This window comes from Pseudomonas sp. Sample_22, from assembly GCF_004307635.1.
Taxonomy (GTDB): domain Bacteria; phylum Pseudomonadota; class Gammaproteobacteria; order Pseudomonadales; family Pseudomonadaceae; genus Aquipseudomonas.
The window spans coordinates 1-23,949 of record NZ_RCNY01000052.1; the positions used below are offsets into that span (position 1 = coordinate 1).

The 23,949-nt window shown below is 59.0% G+C and carries 23 protein-coding genes and 1 pseudogene; 10 read left to right on the forward strand and 14 right to left on the reverse strand.

Annotated features, from left to right (window positions below; translation table 11 throughout):
- Together D8U73_RS13265 and D8U73_RS13270 are read left to right on the forward strand one after the other, a co-directional pair.
- Positions 1-317 (forward strand): annotated as a pseudogene (locus tag D8U73_RS13265) (hypothetical protein); the annotation flags it as partial.
- Positions 318-655: 338 nt separating this feature from the next.
- The gene (locus D8U73_RS13270) at positions 656-1,459 is read left to right on the forward strand and encodes a hypothetical protein (RefSeq protein ID WP_056853458.1); all 804 of its coding nucleotides are present in this window, start codon (positions 656-658) and stop codon (positions 1,457-1,459) included.
- A gap of 34 nt (positions 1,460-1,493) precedes the next feature.
- On the opposite strand, the gene D8U73_RS13275 is transcribed toward D8U73_RS13270, so the two are convergent.
- Positions 1,494-2,231 carry a hypothetical protein gene (locus D8U73_RS13275; protein ID WP_056853459.1) on the reverse strand — a complete coding sequence of 246 codons (738 nt, stop codon included), beginning with the start codon at positions 2,229-2,231 and terminating at the stop codon, positions 1,494-1,496.
- Between the two features lie 192 nt (positions 2,232-2,423).
- Positions 2,424-2,660, reverse strand: coding sequence for a hypothetical protein (locus D8U73_RS13280; RefSeq protein ID WP_056853460.1), 237 nt, complete (start codon positions 2,658-2,660; stop codon positions 2,424-2,426).
- Positions 2,661-3,015: 355 nt separating this feature from the next.
- On the opposite strand from D8U73_RS13280, the gene D8U73_RS13285 reads away from it, so the two are divergent.
- From D8U73_RS13285 to D8U73_RS13300, 4 genes are all read left to right on the forward strand, one after another.
- Entirely contained in the window at positions 3,016-3,684 is a 669-nt protein-coding gene (locus D8U73_RS13285) for a hypothetical protein (RefSeq protein WP_056853461.1), read from the forward strand.
- Positions 3,685-4,088: 404 nt separating this feature from the next.
- Entirely contained in the window at positions 4,089-4,565 is a 477-nt protein-coding gene (locus tag D8U73_RS13290; RefSeq protein WP_130904781.1) for a hypothetical protein, read from the forward strand.
- Positions 4,566-4,634: 69 nt separating this feature from the next.
- Positions 4,635-5,459: an alpha/beta hydrolase gene (locus tag D8U73_RS13295; RefSeq protein ID WP_056853463.1), complete on the forward strand. Its 825-nt coding sequence runs from the start codon at positions 4,635-4,637 to the stop codon at positions 5,457-5,459.
- Positions 5,460-5,789: 330 nt separating this feature from the next.
- Entirely contained in the window at positions 5,790-6,572 is a 783-nt protein-coding gene (locus tag D8U73_RS13300; protein ID WP_130904729.1) for a DeoR/GlpR family DNA-binding transcription regulator, read from the forward strand.
- 231 nt (positions 6,573-6,803) lie between these two features.
- On the opposite strand, the gene D8U73_RS13305 is transcribed toward D8U73_RS13300, so the two are convergent.
- The 5 genes from D8U73_RS13305 to D8U73_RS13325 all read right to left on the reverse strand — a co-directional run bounded on the left by D8U73_RS13305 (position 6,804) and on the right by D8U73_RS13325 (position 13,400).
- Entirely contained in the window at positions 6,804-8,090 is a 1,287-nt protein-coding gene (locus D8U73_RS13305; protein ID WP_056853465.1) for an FAD-binding oxidoreductase, read from the reverse strand.
- A 132-nt stretch (positions 8,091-8,222) separates the two neighbouring features.
- On the reverse strand, positions 8,223-9,587 hold the full coding sequence (locus D8U73_RS13310; RefSeq protein WP_056853466.1) for a glutamine synthetase family protein: 1,365 nt from the start codon (positions 9,585-9,587) through the stop codon (positions 8,223-8,225).
- A gap of 320 nt (positions 9,588-9,907) precedes the next feature.
- Entirely contained in the window at positions 9,908-11,254 is a 1,347-nt protein-coding gene (gene chrA, locus D8U73_RS13315; RefSeq protein ID WP_130904730.1) for a chromate efflux transporter, read from the reverse strand.
- Between the two features lie 120 nt (positions 11,255-11,374).
- Positions 11,375-12,373 (reverse strand): GTP 3',8-cyclase MoaA, encoded by a 999-nt coding sequence (moaA, locus tag D8U73_RS13320; RefSeq protein ID WP_130904731.1) that lies wholly within the window; start codon positions 12,371-12,373, stop codon positions 11,375-11,377.
- A 175-nt stretch (positions 12,374-12,548) separates the two neighbouring features.
- On the reverse strand, positions 12,549-13,400 hold the full coding sequence (locus tag D8U73_RS13325) for a CAP domain-containing protein (RefSeq protein ID WP_130904732.1): 852 nt from the start codon (positions 13,398-13,400) through the stop codon (positions 12,549-12,551).
- 141 nt (positions 13,401-13,541) lie between these two features.
- On the opposite strand from D8U73_RS13325, the gene D8U73_RS13330 reads away from it, so the two are divergent.
- Positions 13,542-14,162, forward strand: a complete 621-nt coding sequence (locus D8U73_RS13330; RefSeq protein ID WP_056853470.1) for a cell wall hydrolase — start codon at positions 13,542-13,544, stop codon at positions 14,160-14,162.
- An 11-nt stretch (positions 14,163-14,173) separates the two neighbouring features.
- On the opposite strand, the gene D8U73_RS13335 is transcribed toward D8U73_RS13330, so the two are convergent.
- Positions 14,174-14,689, reverse strand: coding sequence for a DoxX family protein (locus tag D8U73_RS13335; RefSeq protein ID WP_056853471.1), 516 nt, complete (start codon positions 14,687-14,689; stop codon positions 14,174-14,176).
- 251 nt (positions 14,690-14,940) lie between these two features.
- On the opposite strand from D8U73_RS13335, the gene D8U73_RS13340 reads away from it, so the two are divergent.
- Positions 14,941-16,443, forward strand: a complete 1,503-nt coding sequence (locus D8U73_RS13340; protein ID WP_130904733.1) for an aldehyde dehydrogenase family protein — start codon at positions 14,941-14,943, stop codon at positions 16,441-16,443.
- A 47-nt stretch (positions 16,444-16,490) separates the two neighbouring features.
- Here D8U73_RS13340 and D8U73_RS13345 read toward each other — a convergent pair whose 3' ends face one another.
- Together D8U73_RS13345 and cynS are read right to left on the reverse strand one after the other, a co-directional pair.
- A complete protein-coding gene (locus D8U73_RS13345; protein ID WP_056853473.1) occupies positions 16,491-17,150 on the reverse strand; it encodes a carbonic anhydrase in 660 nt (219 codons plus the stop codon).
- Between the two features lie 59 nt (positions 17,151-17,209).
- Positions 17,210-17,677 carry a cyanase gene (gene cynS, locus D8U73_RS13350; protein WP_130904734.1) on the reverse strand — a complete coding sequence of 156 codons (468 nt, stop codon included), beginning with the start codon at positions 17,675-17,677 and terminating at the stop codon, positions 17,210-17,212.
- Positions 17,678-17,803: 126 nt separating this feature from the next.
- On the opposite strand from cynS, the gene cynR reads away from it, so the two are divergent.
- Positions 17,804-18,685, forward strand: coding sequence for a transcriptional regulator CynR (cynR, locus tag D8U73_RS13355; protein WP_130904735.1), 882 nt, complete (start codon positions 17,804-17,806; stop codon positions 18,683-18,685).
- Between the two features lie 98 nt (positions 18,686-18,783).
- Here the strand turns inward: cynR and D8U73_RS13360 are convergent, their stop codons facing one another.
- The 3 genes from D8U73_RS13360 to D8U73_RS13375 form a co-directional block, all read right to left on the reverse strand.
- Positions 18,784-19,113: a hypothetical protein gene (locus D8U73_RS13360; protein WP_130904736.1), complete on the reverse strand. Its 330-nt coding sequence runs from the start codon at positions 19,111-19,113 to the stop codon at positions 18,784-18,786.
- Between the two features lie 522 nt (positions 19,114-19,635).
- A complete protein-coding gene (locus tag D8U73_RS13370; RefSeq protein WP_056853478.1) occupies positions 19,636-20,139 on the reverse strand; it encodes a GNAT family N-acetyltransferase in 504 nt (167 codons plus the stop codon).
- 41 nt (positions 20,140-20,180) lie between these two features.
- Positions 20,181-22,130, reverse strand: coding sequence for a DNA topoisomerase III (locus D8U73_RS13375; protein ID WP_130904737.1), 1,950 nt, complete (start codon positions 22,128-22,130; stop codon positions 20,181-20,183).
- Between the two features lie 208 nt (positions 22,131-22,338).
- On the opposite strand from D8U73_RS13375, the gene D8U73_RS13380 reads away from it, so the two are divergent.
- On the forward strand, positions 22,339-22,707 hold the full coding sequence (locus D8U73_RS13380; protein ID WP_056853480.1) for a DUF427 domain-containing protein: 369 nt from the start codon (positions 22,339-22,341) through the stop codon (positions 22,705-22,707).
- 51 nt (positions 22,708-22,758) lie between these two features.
- Here D8U73_RS13380 and lldD read toward each other — a convergent pair whose 3' ends face one another.
- Entirely contained in the window at positions 22,759-23,910 is a 1,152-nt protein-coding gene (gene lldD, locus D8U73_RS13385) for an FMN-dependent L-lactate dehydrogenase LldD (RefSeq protein WP_130904738.1), read from the reverse strand.
- Positions 23,911-23,949: the final 39 nt, after the last annotated feature.

Below are 23,949 nucleotides of genomic sequence, written 5' to 3' on the forward strand. Positions count from 1 at the left end.
GCGGGAATGGTGGTGGTCACAGCGGTGGTCGCAGCGGTTCCGATCACGGCGGCAGCTCCGCCAGCAGCGGTCATGGCAAGGGTCTGGCCAGCGATCATGCCGGTAAAGCCACCCGCAATCACGGGGTGAGCGGTAACCATTATGGCAGTGAGCGCAATGACGACAACGGTCATGGCACCGCGACTTCAGGCATTGCCAGTTCGAAAGACACCCGTGGCATCAGCAAAGCCCGGGCCGTCTCGACGACTACACCGGGTGATCACAACACCAAGGGACTGACCAATGCCGGTCCGTCGGGGTCGAAAAAAACCCATTGAGTCGTGGTTGAGGCAATCCGCTTGAGCCGTAAAGAAAACCCGCAGTGATGCGGGTTTTTTTCGCCTGGCGTTTCGGCGCTGTTTCTTGCGCACCTTGGGTGCGCGTCGTTCATGCGAACCCGTTCCTCATCACAAAGTGATAACGCTTAAGTGTATGGCCGATCCGAAAGCTAACGTTCGTCGGATGTCAGGTTGCTATCACTGCATTCGCCTGCTCATTCCGGCACGGCTGCTAAGCTTCGTCGTTGCAGCGTCCGAGCCTGTTCTCGGCTGACGTTGCGTGTGTACCCACGGAGTACGATTTCTATTCCTGTCGGCAACCTGCACGGAGGCAGGCGATGGTGATCAAGAGCATGGTCGAATCGAGTGCGGACGGGCTTCCCGAACCGCTTGATCGAGAAGAAATGGAGCGGGTGCTGGCGTCGTTGCTGGCCAGTCCGTTATTTGCCAAATCGCGGCGCATGGGCAGTTTGTTGCGCTTTCTGGTCGAGCATGACCTGCAATCTTCCAACACCCAGCTCACCGAGTACGCCATTGGCATCGCGGTGTTTCGTCGTGATCCGGCCGTCTATTGCACGGGTGACGATCCGGTGGTGCGGGTGCAGGTCGGCCGGTTGCGGCGCAAGCTCGCCGCGCATTACGCCACCAGCGGCCAGCAAGAGCCGGTACGGCTGAGCATTCCCCCGGGTTGTTATCGCTTGGTGTATCAGCGTTTTCGGCATAAACACATCGGCACGCGCCACCCGGTGTTGCAGATCCAGCCGTTCACCTGCATTACCCGCGACGGCGACGATTTTGCCCGAGGGCTGTGTGAGGAGTTGAGCTGCCGCTTGTTTGAGTCATTCGAACAAACCCAAACAGGCACCAACCATGTATTGCTGAAAGTGCCGCGCAACAGCGTCAAAGCTGCCGCGATGGGGCGCGGTGGACGCTACTGCTATTGCCTGGAGGGCAGCGTGCGGGTCGAGCCGGCACGGGTTCGGGCGTCGTTGCGGCTGGTGGATGTAGCGCAGGGGCGGATTCGCTGGTCGGCACAGTTCGACCGCAACCAGCCTTATGGCATCGCCACCCAGGAAGCGTTGGCCGAGTCGATCTGCCTGTCGTTGACGGGCTACTTTGCCAACGGCGCGATCGACGAGTAAAAGGGGCGACCCTGAGGCCGCCCCGTTGCAGGGGTTACACGGTTTTCCATTGACCGCCTTCGTAAAGGCGACCTGCGGTGTTATCGAACGTCAGGTCGATTTCGATCGCCTTGGAGCGTGAGGTACTGAACATGGTGCTGGTCTGCACGTTCTGTTCGAACCACACGAGGATGGTTTCGACGGGGGTCAACACCGTGTTGCCGGTGACCACCTGATCGACGGCCACATAGATCGGCGTACTGACCTGTTTGCCATCGATGCCGGTGGACAATTGGTTGATGCCTGGATGAATCGGTGCGTAGTTGTTCACGAAGGTCATGGAGATGTCCGGCCCTCCCGTTACCGCCGGGCTCAACAGGCCGTGTTCATCGAGTGTCGAAGTCTGCCCCAATCCTATGTTGACGATATTGGTCGAGACTTTGACCTGAACGTTTTCCTTGAACACGTTGGAAGCGAACAGCTGATATTGCGGAGTCCAGCTGAACTCGTTGTTGCTCAGGTATGCGTCATACGACTGCCAGACCACGTTGTAGTCTGCTGTGCCGACTTTCTTGGCAAAGCACAGCTTGTAGCCAGATTTTTTCAGCAGGGTCAGATCGCCGGCAGCGATCTCGATGGTGACGACTTTTTGCGTTGCCGCCAGGGCGGATCTCAGTACCCGGTTATAGTCTGACGTCTTCAGTTGCGTTGCACCCATGATCGATTTGACGGCTTCTTGCACATCATTGTGAAGCTGCTGGCTTTGTTGGCTGACAGCAATTGATTTGCTCATGGTTCCCTCTTCCTTGGTGGTGTGTTGGGCAATCAATGGGGCGGCGGAGAGTGATCCCGGTCGGTCCATTGAGGGCTTCACTCTAGGTTCATGGGGCAGGGGAGCGAAGTATCTTGGCGTTACAGGCGGGTAACCGCGTTGTATCAAATGCAAGCAACGACGAGGCGACCCAGAGGCCGCCCCGCCCTGGTTTCAAGCGGCCTGCGCGTCGGCCCAGACGAAATTCCAGCTGGTACGTTTGCCCTTGGCGACCTCGATCAGCTTGTTCTCATACACGGTGTGATTGACCACGCCGGTGTAAGTCAGGGTACGGGCAGCATTGGTGCCGCTGCACTCGCCCGGTGTTCCGCCAGCCTCGACCATGGCTTTTTTCATGTCGGCTTCCGACGGGGCACTGCTCTGGTTTTTTTCCACTTTTACAAAACTCATGATTTCACCTCTTCCGTGATGGGGGATCGGCGCAGGGCAAGGCCGACAGGCTGTCAACCCTGAAAACTCACCGAAGGCCATACTCTATTGGCCTGCCTCGCGGCGCAGAAGTGACAACTGCGTCGCTGAGGTAACACGCGGGAAACAGTAGAAGGCGCTGAGGTATCCGCGATGTATCACTCGCGGCAATTCATCAATGTACGAGATGCCTCGCGTTCTGCGGACGATTGGGCGCGTGCGCTCATAGCGACCATTCATTTGCTCGATACTCATCATTAAGCAATGCAAGTTCTGTTTTTCTGTCATCAGAGGAGGATAGGGTCATATCGATCTCGCCTTTGAAGGAATCAGCGCGATGAGAATGTCGACCTTGCTGGCTTTTATCGCCGTATTAAGCGGTGGCTTTGCTGTTGCCGATCCGGCCGTTGCGGCTGACCCGTCCTGCCACTTCCTGCCCATTGCCGACAGTGCTGCCAGTTTGCGACAGGCGAAGACCGTGGCGGTGCTCTATAGCGAAAACACCCTTAACACCCAGCAATACCTCGAGCGCTACCACGCGGTGGCAGTGAACGGTGCGAAGAATCCCCAGCTGGATTCGCGAATCAGCCAGGCATTCGTTGACAGCTCCGATCCGCAACGGGCGATCAATTGGTTGATGGCATCGTTGCAGAAAGAGTTCGCGTCGGTAACGGTCTACGACAGCCTGGATGCAGCGGTACAGGCCCATCCGGATGTGGTAGTGATGCTCGACACTTACAGCCGCCTGGTCTCCAAGCGCAACAGCCAGGTTGAGGCGCGATTCATGGCCAAATTCTACGATGCGAACTTGCAGTACATCGGCCAGGCTGAAGGTTCGCGTGCTCAACAAATGCCTTCGGTGTGGGTGCATGGCAAGGCCGCGCCGCAGATTGCCGCGCAGATTGGTCAGCAGACCGAGCTACAAGTGAATGCCTTGAAGCAGTTCGATGCAGCGTTGAAGGCGCTGGTGAACACAGGCGCTGCGGGGCATGTCGCGAGTAATTGATGCACGCGCAGCAGAGCCAGGCTGCAGTAGACGCAGTGTAGATAGCGTTTGCGTCAGGTAAGTTTGGAAGTGCGAAAGCTCAACCGACGACTGGTGAAATAAATGCTTGAGCGGTAGCCGGTCATGCCGCTTGTCGAATCTGAAAAGTCTTTGAATAAACTTTCTCCTGTCCATCACCTTCAGATGACTGTGGACGCCGCATTCAGTGAATCACCGAGTGAGTATCGGCGCCTTTTTGGCCTGGGGAGTTTGGTCATGTGCCTGCGTAACAAAGGCATCATGATGTTTCTTGATGCCGCATTGGGTTGTACGCGACCGTACTAACCGATCAGAGTGAGTCTATCGTGCCGAAAATTTTGACCTCCTACATCGACGAAACCGAATTGAGCGAGCACAACGCAAAGATGTTCGGATCGCCCAAGGAGCGGTTGGATTTCTACCGAAGGGAGATTCAATACGAAACCAGTATTCTGGCCAATCGAACAGACGCTTACTTGGCCGCTCAGTCATTTTTGGTGATTGCCTTTGCGTCCTGCATGGCCAATCTGAACCCCGAGTGGGGGAAACTGTTTACGTTGGTGGTACCACCGTTTCTGGCGCTGTTTGGGGTACTCAGCTCACTGAACGCCTGGCCCGGCATACGAGCGGCCTATGACATCATCGATCATTGGTATTTCAAACAGAGTGAGCTGCTTCGCAGTGAACCACTAATGGGATTGGCCTATGACGAATCGCCTTTGTTTTCCGAACGAGAGTCCACCCATAAGGGCTACCGCAAAGCCTTGCTGTTTTCGGTTCGTACGCCATGGATTTTTACGACGTTCTGGATAGTGCTGGGGGCCTGGTCGATCTTCATTCAAGTGACAAACCCAGGCGCGTGAGATGAGTGATTCTGCTCAATGTTGTGTGTGGAAAGGGTATGCAGGGAAAGTATGCCAAGGGGCAAAACGATGAGAACGCACACATTAACCGTTGACGATTTGCAGCTGAACGTTTCAATCCGAGGTCAAGGCTCGCCGCTGCTCTTGCTCAACGGCCTGGGTGGTCTGATCCGCACTTTCGATCCTCTGCGCGAACAATTGGCAGACTACAAGACCATCACGCTGGACGTGCCAGGGGTCGGCAAATCGCAAATGCCCCGCTGGCCACTGCGTCTGCCGCGCCATGCCGACTTGATCGCCGGGATGCTCAGGCAATTGGGAGTCGACCAGATCGACGTGTTCGGCGTGAGTTGGGGCGGTGCATTGGCGCAAGAATTCGCCCTGCGGTACCCGAGCATGGTGCGCCGTCTGATCCTCGCAGCTACCTCGGCCGGCCCGGCGATGCTGGTGAAGCCCGCCGATGTCCTGGATTTCTTTGGCAGGAGCAAAAGCGCCAATCTGCGCAAACAGGAACGCTCGCGCCATTCGATTCAGACGCTGCTGCGCTTCGGTGTGGTGAACGGCATGCTCACGGCCAACCCGAGAACCTATTACCATCAGCTTACAGCGCTGGTCGGTTGGACAAGCCTGCTGCGGTTATTCCGTCTGCGCCAGCGCACACTGATCCTCACTGGCGAGCGCGACACTCTGGTGCGACTGTACAACGCGCATATTCTGCGCCGCACCATACGCCGTGCCGAGCTGCACGTCTTGAAGGGCGAGGGGCATTTTTTTGTGGTAACCAGCGCCAGGCGAACCGCCGAAGCGATACGCGAGTTCCTCTGCCAGCAGCACGGCGATGAAGAATCAATGGGCCGGCGAATCGGCTTGGCCGATGCGACAAGTTGCGACTAGGAAGCAGATACTCCCTGCACATTCATGTTTATTTTTCCCAGGAGCAGACCTACGGTTTCGCAAGGGGTTCGATGACTGTTCAGGTATGTACCAGTGCGATGGTAAACGAGACCACGATCATGCAGGCAAATGCGAAATTCAGATTCATGAAGTGTTCATCCGGAATAGGAGAGATGGACGCCATTTTGGACAGGCCACCGCTGAATAAAAAATTCGGCTTCATGATTTGAAAGATCGAAACAAATGATACCTGGTGCGATGGTTTGTGTTTTTCGGGCGGTTTGGCTAATCTCGCTAAACCCGCAGATTAACGCGTAAACAGGCACAAGCATGCAGGATCACTCCGCAACCGAACTCCCACATCTGCGTCGGCAGAAAATCCTCTTGATCCTCGAGCGCGACGGCAAAGTCATGGCGTCGGGGCTGAGCCAGCATTTCGCCGTGTCCGAAGACACTATTCGCCGCGATCTGTCGGAGCTGGCCGCGGCCGGACTGGTGCAGCGAGTCCACGGCGGGGCGTTGCCGCGGCCCAAAGACACTGGCAAGGATTATTTCACCCGGATCAGCGAGACCGACGAGGTGAAAACCCGTCTTGCACAAATGGCGGCCGAACGGGTTGAAGACGGCCAGACCGTGATGTTCGACTCCGGCACCACCACATTGCAGATCGCGCGTTCGTTGGCGTTGGACATTCGCATCACGGCCGTCACTGCGTCGCCCATGACAGCGATAACGCTGTCGGAGTACAAGGGCGTCAAAGTGATTTTGGCCGGTGGCCAGCTTAATCCGGCGACGCTGTCGGCCAGCGGGCATGAAACCTTGCGTCTACTTAAAGGGATCAAAGCCGATTTGCTGTTAACCGGGGTATGCGCGATTCACCCGGAAGTGGGCATCAGCTCGCTGCATTTTGATGAAGTGCCGGTGAAACAGGCGATGCTCGACAGTGCGTCCCATGTGATTGCGGTCACCACGGCGGACAAGCTTGGCGCGGTGGAACCGTTCGTGGTTGCGCCGTGTTCGCGTTTGCACACGTTGATTACCGAGCGGCATGTGGCCTCGGGGAATATCGAGGATTACCGCGGGTTGGGGATTGAGGTGGTGCAAGCTGTGTGACTGCCGGCAGAGGTGCAGTGGGTTTGCCGGCCTCATCGCTGGCAAGCCAGCTCCCACAATGACCGCGTTCAACACAGCTTTTGTATACGCCACTGAACCTGTGGGAGCTGGCAAGCCAGCTCCCACTATGACCGCGTTCAACACAGCTTTTGTGTACGCCACTGAACCTGTGGGAGCTGGCTTGCCAGCGATGAGGCCGGCACAAACAACATCAATGCCGGCTCGAACCACTCAGCGCAATCGCTCAAGCATCTGGTAATACCACATGCCCGCCGCCAGCATCGGATTGCCCAGCAAGTCGCCCATCGGCACGCGGATGTGTTGGCAGGCGGCGAAGGTGTCGAAGTGCTCAAGCTGCCCGGTGATCGCACGGCCCATGATTTCGCCCATGATGTGGCTGGTGGCGATGCCGTGGCCGGAGTAGCCCTGGCAATACCAGACATTGTCCGAGAGCTTGCCCAATTGCGGGATGCGGTTGATCACGATACCCATCGCGCAGCTCCACTGGTAATCGATGGCCACGCCTTTGAGTGCCGGGAACGTCTGCTCGATGCACGGGCGCAGCTCGGCGGCGATGTCCCGTGAATCCTTGCCGCTGTAATTGGCGCCACCGCCGAACAGCAAACGACCATCGGCCGTCAGGCGGTAGTAGTCGAGCACGAAACGACAGTCATACACGGCCAGGTCTTCGGGGTTGATCTGTTTCGCCAGATCCCCCAGTGGCGCGGTGGTGACGATGCCGCCCATGGCCGGGAAAATCTTGCCCTTGAGCTTGCCCGGCTCAAGCTTGTGATAGACGTCGCCGGCCAGCAGCACCTGATTGGCATCGATGCGGCCGTGAGCGGTACGCACCCCGGGCGTATCGCCATGAATGATTTCCAGCACTTCGCTGTTTTCAAAGATCAGCGCGCCCAGACTCTCTGCGGCCCGCGCTTCACCGATGCACAGGTTGAGCGGGTGCAAGTGCATGTTGCGGGTGTTTTTGATTGCGCCGTGATAGAGGTCGCTTTGCAGCAGGTCGCGCACCTGGCTGCGGTCGAGCAGGCTGACCTCATCAGCCATGCCGCGTCGCACGGCCTCGTCGTAATCCTTGCGCAGACCGTCCATGTGGCTGGGCTTGTAAGCGGCATGCAGGTGGCCATGCTTGAGGTCGCAGGCGATGGCGTATTTCTCGACCCGCTGCTTGATGATCTGATGCCCGCGCCAGCGCAGATGCCAGATGAAATCGTCGACTTCATCGCCAAGGGTGTGGCGCATCTGTTTGCGCATCGCTTCATCGCCCGACAGGCTGCCGGTGACTTGACCGCCGTTGCGTCCGGTAGCGCCCCAACCGATTTTATGGCTTTCGACGATGGCGACTTTCAGGCCTTTTTCCGCGAGTTCGACGGCGGTGGCGACGCCGGTGAAACCGCCGCCGATGATCACCACATCGACCCGGTGCCGGCCTTGCAGGGTCGGGTAATCGGTGTCCTGGTTGAGGGTGGCGGTGTAGTAGGAATTGCTGCGTTGTTGAGTCATGGCTGTGTCCGGGGAAAATGTGGGGGAGTGCAGTCGTTGTAGGAGTGAGCCTGCTCGCGATGGCGGTGTGTCATTGACCAGTGATGGTGGCTGACACGACCTCATCGCGAGCAGGCTCGCTCCTACAGGGGCTTACGCCTCAGTCAAATACCAACGCCAATCCTGCTCACCCACTTCAGCCATGAACTGCCGATACTCGGCACGCTTGACCGCCAGATACACCCCGAGAAATTCCTGCCCCAATGCATCCCGCGCCCACACCGAGTTTTCCAGTGCCGTCAGCGATGTCAGCCAGTCGGTCGGCAACAATTGCGTGGCTTGTGCGTAACCGTTGCCCTCTACCGGTTCCCCCGGATCGAGGTTTTCAGTAATGCCGCGATGAATGCCGGCCAGTATCGCTGCTGCCGCCAGATACGGATTGGCGTCGGCGCCGCAGATGCGATGTTCGATGTGCCTGCTGTTGGCCGGGCCACCTGGAACTCGCAAGCTCACGGTACGGTTGTCGACGCCCCAGGTCGGCGCCAGCGGCGCGTAGCTGTTGGCCTGGAAGCGCCGGTAGGAGTTGGCGTTGGGGCAAAACAGCAGCAACGAGTCAAGCAACGAGGCGAGCATGCCGCCGATGGCCGTGCGCAGCAGCGGTGTGCCGGCCGGGTCTTCGCAGGCGAACAGGTTGCGGCCCTCGGCATCGGCGATGCTGACATGCATGTGCATGCCGGTGCCGGCCAAATGGTCAAAGGGTTTGGCCATGAAGGTCGCTTGCATGCCGTGCTGATGTGCAATGGCTTTGACCAGGCGTTTGTAGCGCACCGCCTGATCCATCGCTTGCAAGGCATCACCGTGTTCCAGCGTGATTTCCACCTGGCCTGGTGCGTATTCGGAAATCGCCGTGCGCGCCGGAATGCCATGGAGTTTGCACGCCGCGTAGAGGTCGGCCAGGAACGGCTCAATCTGTTCCAGTTCGCGCAGGCCATAGACTTGCGTGTGTCGCGGTCGACCGCCGTCGGCGTCCAGCGCCGGTTGCGGGCGCCCGAGATGATCGCGCTTGGCATCGAGCAAGTAGAACTCCAGCTCGCACGCCATCACCGGGTAGTAACCCTGGGCTTTCAGGCGCTCGATCACGTTGATCAGCAGGTGGCGCGGGTCGGCGATGCTCGCCGGCCTGCCTTCCTGCGGGTGCATGCTGACTTGCACGGCGGCGGTCGGAATCTGCCGCCACGGCAAGCGCACCAGGCTGCCTTCGAGCGGGTAGGCACGACAGTCGATATCGCCCACATCCCAAACCAGCCCGGAGTTCTCGACGTCGTCGCCCTGCAAGGTCAGGCCGAGGATGGTGCTGGGCAGCGGACGACCGCTTTCATACACCGCCAGCAGTTCTTCGCGGTGCAACAGTTTGCCGCGCGGCACACCGTTGGCATCGAGGATGAACAGCTCGATCATGTCGATATCGGGGTTGTTCGCCAGGAAAGTCTGGGCGTCTTCAAGGGCTGCGAATTTCATTGTTCGTCACTCACGTTGGCGTCCTGCGGACGCACGGATTCGGGCCTCGGCACGACTACGGATACAAAGATCCGGGGCATGCAGGCAAAGGATTAGCGAAGGAAGAGGCTCTACGCGTTTGGGACGCGATCAGGCGAGCAGGGTGCTATCCGGCGGACGTGCGGAGTGACGGAGTTTGGAACGGCTCAAGGCCATGGGCAGGTTGACAATGCGGTTCATATCGGATGTTTCCGGCATTGGGATTCGTCGATGGCGGGTGTGACCCGCCATCGGGCGTGTCTGGATACTAGGGGGGAATCTGATGCGTGTAAACGTTTCATTCATCGCATCATGTGTACGCCAAGGCCGATTATCGCAGCGCCGAGCAACACCTCGATCACCCCGCGCTTGAAGCGAAACAGGGCAATGGCCGCCACGATCGCGATCAGCAACGAGGGCCAGTCGAGGGGGTTTTCGAAGCCCTTGGGCCACAGCACGTGGTAGCCGAAAAAGCACGCCAGATTGAGGATCACGCCGACCACGGCCGCGGTAATCGCCGTCAACGGTGCGGTGAATTTCAGTTCGTTATGCGTCGACTCCACCAGCGGCCCGCCAGCGAGGATAAACAGGAACGAAGGCAGGAAGGTGAACCAGGTCACCAGCGTTGCCGCGACGGCACCGGCGACAAAGGCCTGGTCCGGGCCGAAGACTTGCAGAACGTAGCCGCCGATGAACCCGACAAATGCCACCACCATGATCAGTGGTCCGGGGGTGGTCTCACCGAGCGCCAGGCCGTCGATCATCTGCGTCGGCGTCAGCCAGCCATAGTGACCGACCGCGCCCTGGTAGACATACGGCAACACCGCGTAGGCACCACCGAATGTCAGTAGCGCCGCTTTGGTGAAGAACCAGCTCATTTGCGTGAGCGTACCGTCCCAGCCAAACAAAGCGGTCAGGGTGGCCATGGGCAGTGTCCACAGGATCACACCGGTCAGCGCCAGCCGTGCCAGCTTCAGGCTGCTGAAACGGGCATGCTCGGGGGGCGGCGTGTCATCGTCGATCACGGCCGGGCCGAACGACTTTTGCGTTGCGCCATGGCCACCGGTGCGAAATTTTTCCGGGGCCAGTCGGCCGCCGAAGTAACCGATCACTGCGGCACCCAGGACGATCAGCGGAAATGGCACGTTCAGCACAAAGATCGCCGCGAAGGAGGCGCCGGCGATGCCCCACAGCCAACCGTTTTTCAGTGCCCGCGAGCCGATCCGGTGGGCGGCTTGCAGCACAATCGCGGTCACTGCCGGCTTGATCCCGTAAAACACACCGGCCACCACCGGCACTTCACCGAAGGCGATGTAGACCCAGGACAAGCCGATCAGGATGAACAGCGAAGGCAGCACAAACAGCACACCCGCGATCACGCCGCCCCAGGTGCGGTGCATCAGCCAGCCGATGTACGTCGCCAGTTGCTGGGCTTCGGGGCCGGGCAACAACATGCAGTAATTGAGCGCGTGCAGAAAGCGTCGCTCGGAAATCCAGCGTCGGCGCTCGACCAACTCCTGGTGCATGATCGAAATCTGTCCCGCCGGCCCGCCGAAACTGATGAAGCCAAGCTTGATCCAGAAGCGCAAGGCTTCGCGCAGGCTAATCGGCTCGGGCGTGGAGTGTTCCTGTTTTGGTAAGACGCTCAAGCCTGCGCTCCTGGTGTCGATGCTACTGAATTGAGCTCAGGCTACGGATAACGATTTATCGCGTCCAATGGTTCTTGTGCGTTGATGGGGAATGGCTGATACGGCTGGCGGTCGTCAGCTTCAGCCGCCCGTCATGTTCATGAACCGAACGACTTGAACATCGTCGTTCACTTCGAAATTGTGTTGATAGGGCTTGAGTTTCATCGCTTCGATGATCGCTTTCTCCACGCGTTCGGGATGCCCCGGATGGCTACGCAAAACCGCCTTCAAATCCACCGAATGTTCATTGCCCAGGCACAGCAGCAAGCGTCCCTCCACGGTCAGTCGCACCCGATTGCAGGTACCGCAAAAATTATGGCTGTGGGGCGAAATGAACCCCAGGCGAATTTGCGGTGCTTCGGCCAGGCGCCAGTAGCGTGACGGGCCTTGGGTCGACTCGGCGGAATCAATCAGCGTGAAGCGCTCGGCAATCCGCTCGCGCACTTGTGTGCTGGAGCAGAACGCTTCGGCGCGGCTGTGTTCATCGATGATGCCCAGGGGCATCTCTTCGATAAAGGAAATGTCGAGGTTACGATCGATGGCGAAGCTCACCAGATCGTTGATCTCGTGGTCGTTGCGGCCCTTCATCACCACGCAATTGAGTTTGGTATGGCTGAACCCGGCCTGGTTGGCGGCGTCGATGCCCTTGATCACTTGCGCCAGATCACCGGTGCGGGTCAGTTCGCGAAAGCGCTGTGGGTCCAGGCAATCGAGACTGATGTTGAGGCGCTTGACCCCTGCATCGAACAACGGTTGCGCCAGTTTGGCCAATTGCGAGCCGTTGGTGGTCATGCACAGTTCACGCAGGCCGGGCAGGGCGGCGATCTTTTCACACAGCTGTACCACGCCCGGACGGATCAGCGGCTCGCCCCCGGTCAGGCGGATCTTGCGGGTGCCGAGCGCCACGAAACTTGCGGCCAGCTGATAGATTTCTTCCAGTGTCAGCACCCGTTGGCGCGGGAGAAACTGCATGTCCTCGGCCATGCAATACACGCAACGGAAATCGCAACGGTCGGTGAGCGACATCCGCAGATAGTCCACGCGCCGGGAGAACCCATCTAGCAGGACCCGTTCTGACATGACACCCTCGCTTGGCGCTTTTATAGAGACTTGCGTTTTTGACGCAAGTGTTGAGCGCAGGCTAAGAGCAACGTTGATAGGCGTCCAATCACTATTAATAACCAAGTGATCGAGCGGATCTATGATGGATTGATTTATCCGTAAGGTCGCTGACGGGCTTGCGGCTGGCAGGTGCTCACTGCGCACCAAACATGGCAGTCCAGTAAATGCCGGCATAGCTCTTCGGATCATTGGCATACGCCGCGCCCAATTCGTTGAACTGCGGGTTCATCAGGTTGGCGCAGTGGCCCGGGCTGGCGAGCCAGCCGTCGACGACCTTGCGCACGGTGTCTTGGCCTGCGGCAATGTTTTCGCCGATCTGCTGGAAGTTGTAGCCTGCCAGTTCCGCGCGGTCACCCGGTGTGCGGCCGTCGCGATCCTTGTGATCGAAGAAATTGTTGTTGGCCATTGCCCGTGAATGGGTTTCGGCAGCGGCACCCAGCGTGGCGTTCCAGGCCAGTGGTGTGGTGGCGTTGAACGATTGAGCGCCGCACTGGCGCGATTTGGTGCGTGCGGCATTAAGCTCGGCCAGCAACTTCTGGCCTTCGGCTTGCCAGTCGCCCAAGCGTGCGCTCAGCAGTGGACGCGCCACTACAATTCGCCATTCGCGGTCCTGGCGGCTCACGCCGACATCGACAAATTGCGGGTCGAGCACGATCTGGCAAAAGCTTTCCTGAATCGCTTTCATCGCCGATGCCGCATCACGCGGTCCGGACAGGCTGATCGCCTGCACGTTCTTCATGGGGTAGCCGGCAGTCACCATGGCTTGCTGCAGATTGCCAATGCTGGTGGCGGAAAGTGCCAGTCGCGGATCGGCCGCCAGTGGTGGCAATTCCGATGAAACCTGACCGGCGCAACGTTGCAACTGGCTGCGATAGAGATTGATCGATTCGATCAACTGTGACTCATCGCTGGCCACGGCGCTGGCGGCCAACAGCATTCCCAACGACAAACCGGCAAAGCGCATAGCGGATGGTAGAAAACCCATGGAAAACTCCTTGTGCTGACTGCGCCATGATGCGCGAAGTTGCCTTGTCACAGTCAACGGATTTTCCCGAAAGTTGTGGCGCAAGTGCAATCATTTCACTACTACACTCTAGCGATACTGCCTACAGAGTACCGCCCGACCATGTGCCAACACTGGATAACAACCTGCTTCGCCCTGATTCTGCTCGCTGGCCCGGCATTGGCCGCCGATCAGCAGCAAACCCAAAAAGTCGCCGAAGACAAGGCCGAGGTGCTGGAGCAAAAGGCTGCCGAGAACAGCAGCCCGGCACCGGTGCCCAAGTCCGAAGCCATTACCCAGCCTGAAGTGCAGGCCGTTGACCCGGCCGGCAAGGCGCCGCTGGACGACGCCATCACGTGTCTCGCCCGATCGATCTACTGGGAGGCCAAAGGCAAGGACGCTGCCGACATGGAAGCGGTGGCCAACGTGGTGATGAACCGTCTCGGCCATGATGGCTTTCCCGATACCGTCTGCGGCGTGGTCAAGCAAGGCTCGGAAACCAAAAGCTGCCAGTTCTCGTGGTGGTGCGACGGGCGTGCCGATTCGGTTCAGGAGGAGGTGCCTTACGCCCTTGCCAAGGAGATCGCTCGCAAAGCGCTGAACAAGCAGTTGCCGGATCGCACCAAAGGCGCGCTGTACTTTCACGATCGCACGGTTAAACCGGATTGGGCTAAGGAATACACCAATACGGCGAACATCGGCCTGTTCAAGTTTTACAAGCCGCTAAATGGGGATGCCAAATAGCGGCCTTTTTTTCAGTTATGACGGCGACGCCAGAAGAACCGCGCCAGCAGCGCATCGAGACTGAATTTACCCGGACCCGAGAGCAGCAGCGGCAGCAGTGCGGCGAGGTAGATCAGCGGCAGTTTGAAGTTGCCGTAGCCTTTGTTGGTGATCGAGTAACCCTGGGCCAGTTCGCTCAGGCTCGACCAGTCAGCGGGCCAGTGCACGGCGGCGGTTGCGACGATGGTGACGACAATCAGGCTGATGGCCGAAAACCGTGTAGCCAGGCCAACCAGCAAGGCGAGGGCGCAGATCAATTCCACCCACATCGACATTTCCCAGTTCAGCGTGGCCGGCAGGTGGTTGAACGGAAACAGGAAGCGCTCTTGAATGTCGGCGAACCAGTTTTCACCGTTGTATTTCTCCAGCCCCGACTCGAAGAACTCCCAGGCCAGGAACACTCGCAGCGTCAATGGCGCGATCCAGTGGCCGACGCGATCAAGGTTCAGGTGCAAGCCTTTGACGGCCGATGAAATCGAAGTGTTCATGGACGGTGTCTCCTACAAGTCAGTGATGTCGGGCGAGGTGTGCCCGTTTAGCGACAAGTGAATTTCATCAGGCGGGTGTATCTGCGTTGTGTCACTTGCGCGGGGGTTTAAGGCTTGTTGTGTCGGGGGCGGGGCTGTACACACTTTGATACGTGGAGGCCGCAGGTCAGGTCGCTATCGCAAGCAGGCTCGCTCACACAGGTGTTTTGCTATACATTTTCTGCCCGCCCATTGCATGGTGAAACCGCTTCATGTCTCTTGCGCTCGAACGTCTAGTCGCTGGCACGCCGATCCCTTTCGCCGGTAACCGTGTCACTGTGGTCAGCCCCGAACTGGCGGCACGCTTCCAGCCCGGAGACCACTTGCTGGTAGAACAGGTCAGCGGCGAGTTGCTGTTGATCCCGGTGGCTGATCAGCAGGCGGCCGCCGTGGCAATCGAACGCGCGCAAGCGGCGTTTGCTGCGATGTCGGCGGTGTCGGATCAGGCGATCAGCAACTTCTTCGACCTGTTCGCCCAGCGTCTGGAAACCCCGCAGTGCTGGGCCTTGATCGAAGCCGCCAACCAGGCTGACATCGAGCGAGCGAAGTCCCGTGGCCGGTCGACCACACGTTTGCTGGCCGATGAACGCATGCGTCGCGACATGATTGCCGGCCTGCGCGCCTGGCGAGACGCCTCTGCCACCCGTGGCAAAGTGATCAGCTGCGTCGAGCACGAAGGCTGGAAGGTCGAGCAAGTGGTGTCGCCGCTGGGCATCGTCGCGTTTGTCTTCGAAGGTCGACCTAACGTTTTTGCCGATGCCGCGGGTGTTTTGCGCACGGGGAACACCGCGGTGCTGCGCATCGGCAGCGATGCGCTGGGCACCGCTCAAGCCATTGTGGCCCATGCGTTGAATCCGGCATTGAGTGATGCCGGGTTGCCGAGCGGCGCGGTATCACTGGTGGAAAGCGTCAACCATGCAGCCGGTTGGGCGATGTTTGCCGACCGGCGCCTGTCGCTGGCCGTGGCCCGTGGTTCGGGACGTGCCGTCAGCCAGTTGGGCAGTATCGCGCAACAGGCCGGAACGGCTGTCAGCCTGCACGGTACCGGTGGTGCGTGGCTGATCGCTGATACCGATGCCGATACCGGTCGCTTCGCCAGCGTGGTCCGCAACTCCCTCGACCGTAAAGTCTGCAACACCCTGAATGTTTGCCTGATCCATCGCAACCGCGCCGCCGAACTGGTGCCGGTGTTTCTCGATGCCTTGCAACAGGCCGGCAAGGCACGGGGCCAGGGCTGCAAGTTGCACATCGTCGAAGGCAGCGAAGCATGCCTGCCGGCCGATTGGCTCAATGCAACCGTCGAGGTTTATCGCGCCGAAGGCTACCAGAGCGAAGCCTTGGCCGAGCCGTTGCCCGAGGATCAATTGGGCCGCGAGTGGGAGTGGGAAGAAACGCCGGAAGTCAGCCTGAAAATCGTCGACGACCTGGACAGCGCCATTGCCTTGTTCAACCGCTACAGCCCGCAGTTCACCGTGTCGCTGATCAGCGAAGATGCCGCGACGCAGGAGCGTTTCTACAACGCAGTCAACGCGCCTTTTGTCGGCAACGGCATTACCCGTTGGGTCGATGGCCAGTACGCGCTCAACAAGCCGGAGCTCGGTTTGTCGAACTGGGAGAGCGGGCGCCTGTTTGCGCGCAGTGCGATTCTCTCGGGCGATGGCGTGTTCACCATCCGCAGCCGCATGACCCAGATCGATCTGGGCGTCAAACGCTGAGTGATTCAGCTGGGCGACCGCCGCAATGGCGGTCGCCATCGCCTTGATCAGGCCGCTTCCATTGCTTTGCCAGGCACAGCGCAAGTGCCAGGATGCTCAGCCAGCGGCAGAAAACGATGGCTGCTGCCATCGAGTGCATCGATCGAGCCGGTTTCGATGTCATAGACCCAGCCGTGCAAATTCAGCAGACCTTTTTCCTGGGCCAGGCGCACGCTTGGATGAGTCTGGATGTTGGCCAATTGCGCGATCACATTCTCGCGCACCATCGCGCTTATTTTCGCCGTTTGCGTAACGTGAGGCCGTGACTCGTTGATGACTTTCGCCGACTCGGCGTGCTGCAACCAGCCGCTGACGGCGGGCAGGTGATCCATGCAGGTGCATTTGGCGACAGCGGTCATGGCGCCACAGTCCGAATGCCCGCAGATGACGATATCCGTTACGCCCAACACGGCAACAGCGTATTCGACGGTGGCCGACACACCACCCGGATGAGGGCTGTAGGAGGGCACGATGTTGCCGGCGTTACGGATTACGAACAACTCGCCGGGTTCTTGCTGGGTCAGCAATTCGGGCACTACACGGCTGTCGGAACAGGTGATGAACAAGGTACCCGGTTGTTGCGTGGTGGCCAGGTGTTTGAACAGGTCGGTGCGTTGTGGAAACACTTCTTTCTGGAATTTTACAAAGCCTTCGATGAGCGCTTTCATGGCGGCGTCCTCATGGATGAGCGGATTTGGCCCGCACGGTGGTACGGGCCGTTTTCGACTTAGAACGGACGCAGGGGCAGGAACTTGCCGTCGAGCGTAATCACTGCGCGCGAACCGCCTTCCGGGTCTTCGACTTTTTTCATGTCGAGCTTGAAGTTGATCGCACTGATGATGCCGTCGCCGAACTGCTCATGAACCAGAGCCTTCAAGGTGGTGCCGTAGATCTGGATCATTTCGTAGAAGCGGTAGATGGTCGGATCGGTCGGGACACCCGCAAGGCTGCCGCGCAGGGGGATGATCTGCAGGCGAGCCACCGCCTCGGCGTCCAGGTCGAGTTTCTCGCCGATCACCTCTGCGGCGTTTTGCGGCAGTGGATGCTGGCCGAGAAGTGCAGCGGTGACATAGGCAAGGCCCAGGCCGGTGCCGTCAGCCAGGTCTTGCCACGACAGATTTTTGCGAGCTTTGGCATCGAGAATTGCGGTGGTCAGAGCCAGGCTTGGATCGTTATAGGCGTGAGACTGTTGCATGGTGGTTCTCCTGTCGCTGGGGGAAGTGTCTGGGTGTGAGGCCATCTTCTTTCGTTCAATCCATAGCGTCCAAGACCGATATACAATGCTAGGCATAAGTATTGCCTATAGATAGAAGGTCTGAGTATGCTGCTGCGACATCTGCGTTACCTGTTGGCCGTGGCTGACCATGGCGGCTTCACCCGTGCGGCCGAAGCCCTGCATGTTTCCCAGCCAACGCTTTCACAACAGATCCGGCAACTGGAAGAGACCCTGGGTGTCAGCCTGTTCGATCGCACGTCGCGTACGGTCAAGCCGACCGACGCGGGTCAGGCGTATATCGAATGCGCTCGGCGGGTGCTGATAGAGCTGGAGGCGGGCAAGCGTGCGCTGCACGACGTGAAGGATTTGTCCCGGGGCACTTTGCGTCTGGCCATGACCCCGACTTTCATGGCCTACCTGGTGGGGCCGCTGGTGCGCGATTTCGTGGCGCGTTACCCGAACATTCACCTGGAGGTGTTCGAGCTATCGATGGACGACATCGAAACCGGGTTGGCGCAGGACTCTCTGGACATCGCGATTGCGTTTGATCAGGTGAGAAACCCTGATATCGAATCGATTCCTGCATTTACCGAAACCCTGGGATTGATGGTCGGCCAGGCGCATCCGTTGTATGAAAGCCGGGACACCGTGACCCATGACCAGGTGGCGCAGCTGCAGTTTGCCTTACTCGGCGCAGATTTTTTCACGCGCACCTGCATTGACGAGTATTTCACCCGGGCGCAGATAACGCCGAAAGTGGCGATCGAGGTCAATTCGGTCAACACGCTGTTGGAAGTCATTCGGCATACGGCAATGGCTACAATCCTTCCGGAGCCCATTGCAACCAGCGACCGCGCTCTGCGCATGATCCCGCTAGCGGGGGAGGCGCCCCAGCGTGGCGCTGCATTACTGCGTCGTAAAAACAACTATCACAGTGCGGCGGCTTTGGCTTTTGTGCAGGTGGTGTTGGCTGCTGGTATGTCTTGAGTGGCAACATTCCCCACTTTCATTGAGCCATTAAAAAGGGCCTGCTCTTATCAGGAGCAGGCCCTTTTTATTTATGAGTCAACAATGGCTCATTTCAATTAGTAGAACCGATCAATCACCCGAACTTCGTTCTTGTTCTGCATCGAATCCCAGGCCTGTTTCAGCGTTTGCAGGACATTGCCGATGAAGTCTTTGTCGGCCGCGGCTTTTTTGCCGACATAGCCCTGGCCGCGACGGTACATCTTCAGTCGGGCGAGCAGGTTCTGGTTGTTCTGGTCGAACTCTGCTTCATGGGTATGTGGCGACAGGCAATCGATATGAACCTGACCCGATTTGCTGATCCATAGGATATGGCTGTCGTGGCTGTCTTTTTTTGCCGCGAACATACGAGCCAGTTCTTCGATAGTAGGTTGATTGTTCAGATTCATGATAAAGCCCCCTTGACCATTTGGTGATCTTTCAAAGTTGATTCGCTAATACAAGTAGCCCATCGGTTAGTTGATCCCTGGCACCGAAACCAGGACGTCAGCAGCCGTCCGTCATAAGCGACGAGGTCCTGCGTCTGTTGCATGTAGTCGTGTTGAATAACTGCTACGCAATAGCGTCACAACGAAGAGAAGCGGCGATAACCTTTGGCCCCTGCCGACGTTTTCAAGGTCGGCCACAAGCTTCATGAGGATGGATCGCCAGCGCTTCTCGTCCTTGTACTGGACGTTCAGGCCAGGTCAGCTTCTTCAATCTGCCTTGTGGGCAGCGTGTATCCGGAAAAAACAGCTCGGCGGTCAGACGAGCTTGCTCAAGCGCGTTGCGTGTACTCCCGATCGGGGAGACGTCTGCATCATGCAAGGGCAAATCGTGCTCGTCAACGGTTTTGTAGTGATTATTTTCAGTCACTACATATTGTCGGACAAAGCTGGGAGGAATTAAAAAAGGCGCTGTAAAGGCGTCACTCAGGCTGGCGGCGCTGGCGCCTCGAAGCGGTAAAGGGTGCAGGGATAACCTTCTACCGTGAGGAAATGTCGAGTAAAACCGCCTGCGCTGAGATCGGGCATCACGGTGGCCCAGAACAACCGAGCAGGCAGGTTCGCTTCGATGTGGAAAATTTGCCATTGACCGGGAAATCGGCTCAAGAGGGTGGAAACGACAAACCTGGCGACACCCTGGCCACGAAAGCGTCGGCTGACAAACAAGTAGCCGATGTTGTAATCGGCGCCGGGCAAGTGGGTGTTGTCATCCACGGTCACGAACCCCGCCAGTTCGCCGTCGACCCGGATCAAAAACGGTCGGGTGGCGGGTTTTTGCCAATAGTCCGACAAGGGGCGAAGGCTGAAAAAGCCGTGTTCGCTAAGTTTAAGCGGCAACCATTCACTGAAGTCGTAGGTGTAGAACTGCATCAGGTTTTCAATGGTTTCCAGTTCGTCGCGTTGCGCGGCGTGCAGTTCTATCGAGGGCATACTGGCGAACTCCTGTCTTGATGCCAGGACAGTATGGCCGATCAACCCTTGCTCGCCGGTTTCGCGCTGCGTCTGGTGCCAGCCGCTGCTTTGCGCTTGGCAGGCTTGCGCTTGTTTTTCCATGGCGTGGCACCGCGTCCGGCGGGGCTTGCCGGACCGCTGATGGTCAGGTTCAAACCGGCACATCGACTGACCTGTTTGCTCATCCAGGCCGCCTGTTTGGCAACGAACTCTTCGAGGCTCATTTCCCCGCTCTGCACCATGTCCAGGGCTTGCTCCCAAATGGCCGTAGTGCCCGGATCGGCAATGGCGCGAGGCACCGCATCGATCAGACTGAAAGCGGCCGGCGTGGCAGAAAGAGCCTTGCCGTTCTTGATCAGGTAACCACGGTCGAGCAGACCCTGGATGATCGAGGCGCGGGTCGCTTCGGTGCCGATACCCGTGGTGTCCTTGAGTTTCTGCTTGAGCAGAGGGTCTTCCACCAGTTTGGCGACGTTTTTCATCGCCTTGATCAGGTCGCCCTCGGTGAACGGTTTGGGCGGTTGGGTCCACAGGTCCTTGAGCTGCACGCTGGCCACTGCGCAATCAATTCCTTCGCGCAGGTTGGGCAAGGTTTGAGGCGCTGGGGCTTCACGACCTTTCGCCGGGGCAAGCGCTTCGGGCAGGGCGCGTTTCCAGCCGGGATCGACGATTTGTTTGCCCACCGCGCGCAAGGCTTCACCGGCACAGTCGAAATCAGCCTGGGTGCGGTCATACTCGTGATTGGGCAGAAACTGCGCGAGATACCTGGCCCTGATCAGCGTATAGACCGCGCGGTGCTTGCCGGTCAGGCGTTCGAGGTTTTTGGCCGCAGCAGTAGGGATGATGCCGTGGTGCGCACTGACCTTGGCATCGTTCCAGGCCCGTGAGCGCCTATGGGGCTCCAGGTGATCGCGCAAGGCATCCAGCGCCGGATCGGCTTGCCTGAGGGCGGCGAGAATCGCCTGTGCTTCGACGTGCTGGCTGACGGGCAGATAGCCGCAGTCACTGCGCGGGTAGGTGATCACCTTGTGGGTTTCATAAAGTGCCTGGGCGATGTCGAGGGTTTCCTGAGCGCCGAGCCCGAGTTTCTTCGAGCAGACTTCCTGTAGCGTGCCCAAATCGAAGGGCAGTGGCGCCACTTCACGCATGCGTTCGGTGCGCAGCTTGATCACCCGGGCACTTGCCGCGCCCATCATTGCTGTGGCTGCCTGTTGGGCCAGTGCCTGATTCAGGCAGCGATCCTGATCGTCGCAAACTCCGGATGCCGCGCGCCATTGCGCGGTGAAAGCAGTGCCGTCGTGCAGCAGTTGCACGTCGATGGCCCAGTAGGCGACCGGGACGAAGTCGGCAATGCTGCGGTCGCGATCCACCACCAGGCGCAGGATAGGGGTTTGTACCCGGCCTACCGGTAACACACCCTGATACCCGGACTGGCGCCCGAGCAGCGTGAACAGTCGACTCATGTTCATGCCGATCAACCAGTCGGCACGACTGCGCCCCAGTGCGGAATGGTAGAGATTGAAGGTTTCGGCGCCTGGTTTGAGCGACGCGAGGGCTTTGCGGATCGAGGCGTCGTCCAGCGCCGACAGCCACAGGCGGCGGATCGGGCCGCGATACTTGCAGTGCTCCACCAGTTCCCGGGCGATCATCTCGCCTTCGCGGTCGGCGTCGGTAGCAATGATCAGTTCCGACGCTTCACCGAGCAGACGTTTGACCGTCTTGTACTGGCTCGCCGTGCGCGGCTTGACGGTCATCTTCCATGTGCCCGGAATGATCGGCAGGTCGGCCAGTACCCAGCGCTTGTAGCGCGCGTCATAGGCATCCGGCGGCGCGGTTTCCAGGAGATGGCCGATGCACCAGGTCACCGTGACGTCCGTGCCCAGCCAGCAGCCGTCGCCCCGGCGTCTGGCGCCGAGCACAGCCGCGATGTCTTTGGCCTGGGAAGGTTTTTCACAGAGGTACAGCCGCATAACCACCATCGTTGATCAGTGTCCGGGGAGGTGCACAGAATGGCGGGTGATGCGCGCCGGAGCAATCATTATCTGTATGGATGTACAGCCTTGGCGTTGCATTTGATTTCATCGCCTTCGCAATCCGTTCGGCTGCGAGGCCGCCAAGGTCAGCCAAGTTGCGTTATACCTGATGAATCGACTCATCACCGTCTCGAGGAACGTATACATGAAAACTTCAGGTCCCAGCCCTGTCATCACCATTGCCGAGCAGCCCGGTTGCCTGTTGGTGAAGTTTCACGGGATCCAGGTCGCGGCGTCCTCCCGCGCGCTGGTGCTGCTTGAGGCCAACTACCCACCGGTTTACTACGTGCCCCGCGAAGACATCGACGAGAAGTATTACGCCCGCACCGATCACACCAGTTACTGCCCGTACAAAGGTGATGCCAGTTATTTCAGTCTGCAAGTGCCAGGGCATGAAGGTGCTAACGCCGTGTGGAGTTATGAAAACCCCAAAGTGTCGGTGGCGCAGATCCGTGAATACATGGCGTTTTATCCCGACCAGGTGAAATTCGAGGTGGTCGAGCTTGAAGAGTGATTGTCTGTGCGGCTGACGAAGCGTTTGCGCACACGGCAGGAACAAGCATCGTCAGTCGGTATTCTTGATTGCCTGTACCAGGGTGCTTTCGTCGATCTGAGCAATCGACGTCACCCCGGTCAGCGTCATCGCCACACGCATTTCCCTGGCAAAGATATCCAGCATGTTCTCTACCCCGCGTTGACCATCGGCGGCCAGCGCGTAAGCCATCGAACGCCCCAACAACACGCCCTTGGCGCCCAGCGCCAGCATGCGCACAACGTCCAGCCCTGAGCGGATGCCCGAATCGACCAGCACCGTCAGGTCATCGCCAATCGCTTGTTTGATCGGCGGCAATGCCTGGGCAGTGGGGAGAACCCCGTCCAGCTGCCGGCCGCCGTGGTTCGACACGACAATGCCATCGGCACCGAAACTCACCGCGTCCTTGGCGTCCTGCGGGTCGAGAATGCCTTTGATGATCATCGGGCCTTTCCAGAAATCGCGAATCCATTCCAGGTCGCTCCAACTGATCGATGGATCGAAATTGTTGGCCAGCCAGCCCATGTAGTCTTCAAGTGTCACGGCTTTGCCGAGGTACCTGGAGATATTCCCCAGATCATGCGGCCGGCCCATGAGGCCGACGTTGTACGCCCAGTCGGGTCGGGTCATCGCTTGAAGCATGCGCCGCGATGACGCAAAAGGCCCGGACATGCCCGAGTGGGCGTCGCGGTAGCGGGCGCCGGGGGTGGGCATGTCGACGGTGAACACCAGGTTCTTCACCCCGGCAGCTTTCGCCCGTTCCAGGGCGTTGCGCATGAAGCCGCGGTCCTTCAGCACATACAGCTGAAACCAGATGGGTTGCTCGCTTTGCGCCACGACTTCCTCGATCGAACAGACCGAGACGGTGGACAGGCACAGGGGGATGCCTTTGTTCTGCGCCGCTCTCACGGCCTGCACCTCACCACGGCGGGCGAACATGCCGGTCAGCCCCACAGGCGCGAGGATGATCGGCATCGCAAGAGGTTGATCGAAGAGGGTGGTTTCCAGGCTCAAAGTTTCGACGTTCTTGAGGATACGCTGGCGCAGGCTGATGCCGGTCAGGTCGGCGCTGTTGGCCCGCAGGGTATGTTCCGCGTAAGCGCCGCCATCAATGTAATCGAACAAGAAACGTGGGAGTTTGCGACGTGCTGCCTCGCGATAATCGGATGCAGAGGAAATGATCATGCCGGTGCCTCGGTCAGTGTAGGAGCGAGCCTGCTCGCG

Coding starts and splice junctions, on each gene's coding strand:
- D8U73_RS13270 (WP_056853458.1), top strand. CDS start 656: ATGGTGATCAAGAGCATGGTCGAATCGAGTGCGGACGGGCTTCCCGAA.
- D8U73_RS13275 (WP_056853459.1), bottom strand. CDS start 2,231: ATGAGCAAATCAATTGCTGTCAGCCAACAAAGCCAGCAGCTTCACAAT.
- D8U73_RS13280 (WP_056853460.1), bottom strand. CDS start 2,660: ATGAGTTTTGTAAAAGTGGAAAAAAACCAGAGCAGTGCCCCGTCGGAA.
- D8U73_RS13285 (WP_056853461.1), top strand. CDS start 3,016: ATGAGAATGTCGACCTTGCTGGCTTTTATCGCCGTATTAAGCGGTGGC.
- D8U73_RS13290 (WP_130904781.1), top strand. CDS start 4,089: ATGTTCGGATCGCCCAAGGAGCGGTTGGATTTCTACCGAAGGGAGATT.
- D8U73_RS13295 (WP_056853463.1), top strand. CDS start 4,635: ATGAGAACGCACACATTAACCGTTGACGATTTGCAGCTGAACGTTTCA.
- D8U73_RS13300 (WP_130904729.1), top strand. CDS start 5,790: ATGCAGGATCACTCCGCAACCGAACTCCCACATCTGCGTCGGCAGAAA.
- D8U73_RS13305 (WP_056853465.1), bottom strand. CDS start 8,090: ATGACTCAACAACGCAGCAATTCCTACTACACCGCCACCCTCAACCAG.
- D8U73_RS13310 (WP_056853466.1), bottom strand. CDS start 9,587: ATGAAATTCGCAGCCCTTGAAGACGCCCAGACTTTCCTGGCGAACAAC.
- moaA (WP_130904731.1), bottom strand. CDS start 12,373: ATGTCAGAACGGGTCCTGCTAGATGGGTTCTCCCGGCGCGTGGACTAT.
- D8U73_RS13325 (WP_130904732.1), bottom strand. CDS start 13,400: ATGGGTTTTCTACCATCCGCTATGCGCTTTGCCGGTTTGTCGTTGGGA.
- D8U73_RS13330 (WP_056853470.1), top strand. CDS start 13,542: ATGTGCCAACACTGGATAACAACCTGCTTCGCCCTGATTCTGCTCGCT.
- D8U73_RS13335 (WP_056853471.1), bottom strand. CDS start 14,689: ATGAACACTTCGATTTCATCGGCCGTCAAAGGCTTGCACCTGAACCTT.
- D8U73_RS13340 (WP_130904733.1), top strand. CDS start 14,941: ATGTCTCTTGCGCTCGAACGTCTAGTCGCTGGCACGCCGATCCCTTTC.
- D8U73_RS13345 (WP_056853473.1), bottom strand. CDS start 17,150: ATGAAAGCGCTCATCGAAGGCTTTGTAAAATTCCAGAAAGAAGTGTTT.
- cynS (WP_130904734.1), bottom strand. CDS start 17,677: ATGCAACAGTCTCACGCCTATAACGATCCAAGCCTGGCTCTGACCACC.
- cynR (WP_130904735.1), top strand. CDS start 17,804: ATGCTGCTGCGACATCTGCGTTACCTGTTGGCCGTGGCTGACCATGGC.
- D8U73_RS13360 (WP_130904736.1), bottom strand. CDS start 19,113: ATGAATCTGAACAATCAACCTACTATCGAAGAACTGGCTCGTATGTTC.
- D8U73_RS13370 (WP_056853478.1), bottom strand. CDS start 20,139: ATGCCCTCGATAGAACTGCACGCCGCGCAACGCGACGAACTGGAAACC.
- D8U73_RS13375 (WP_130904737.1), bottom strand. CDS start 22,130: ATGCGGCTGTACCTCTGTGAAAAACCTTCCCAGGCCAAAGACATCGCG.
- D8U73_RS13380 (WP_056853480.1), top strand. CDS start 22,339: ATGAAAACTTCAGGTCCCAGCCCTGTCATCACCATTGCCGAGCAGCCC.
- lldD (WP_130904738.1), bottom strand. CDS start 23,910: ATGATCATTTCCTCTGCATCCGATTATCGCGAGGCAGCACGTCGCAAA.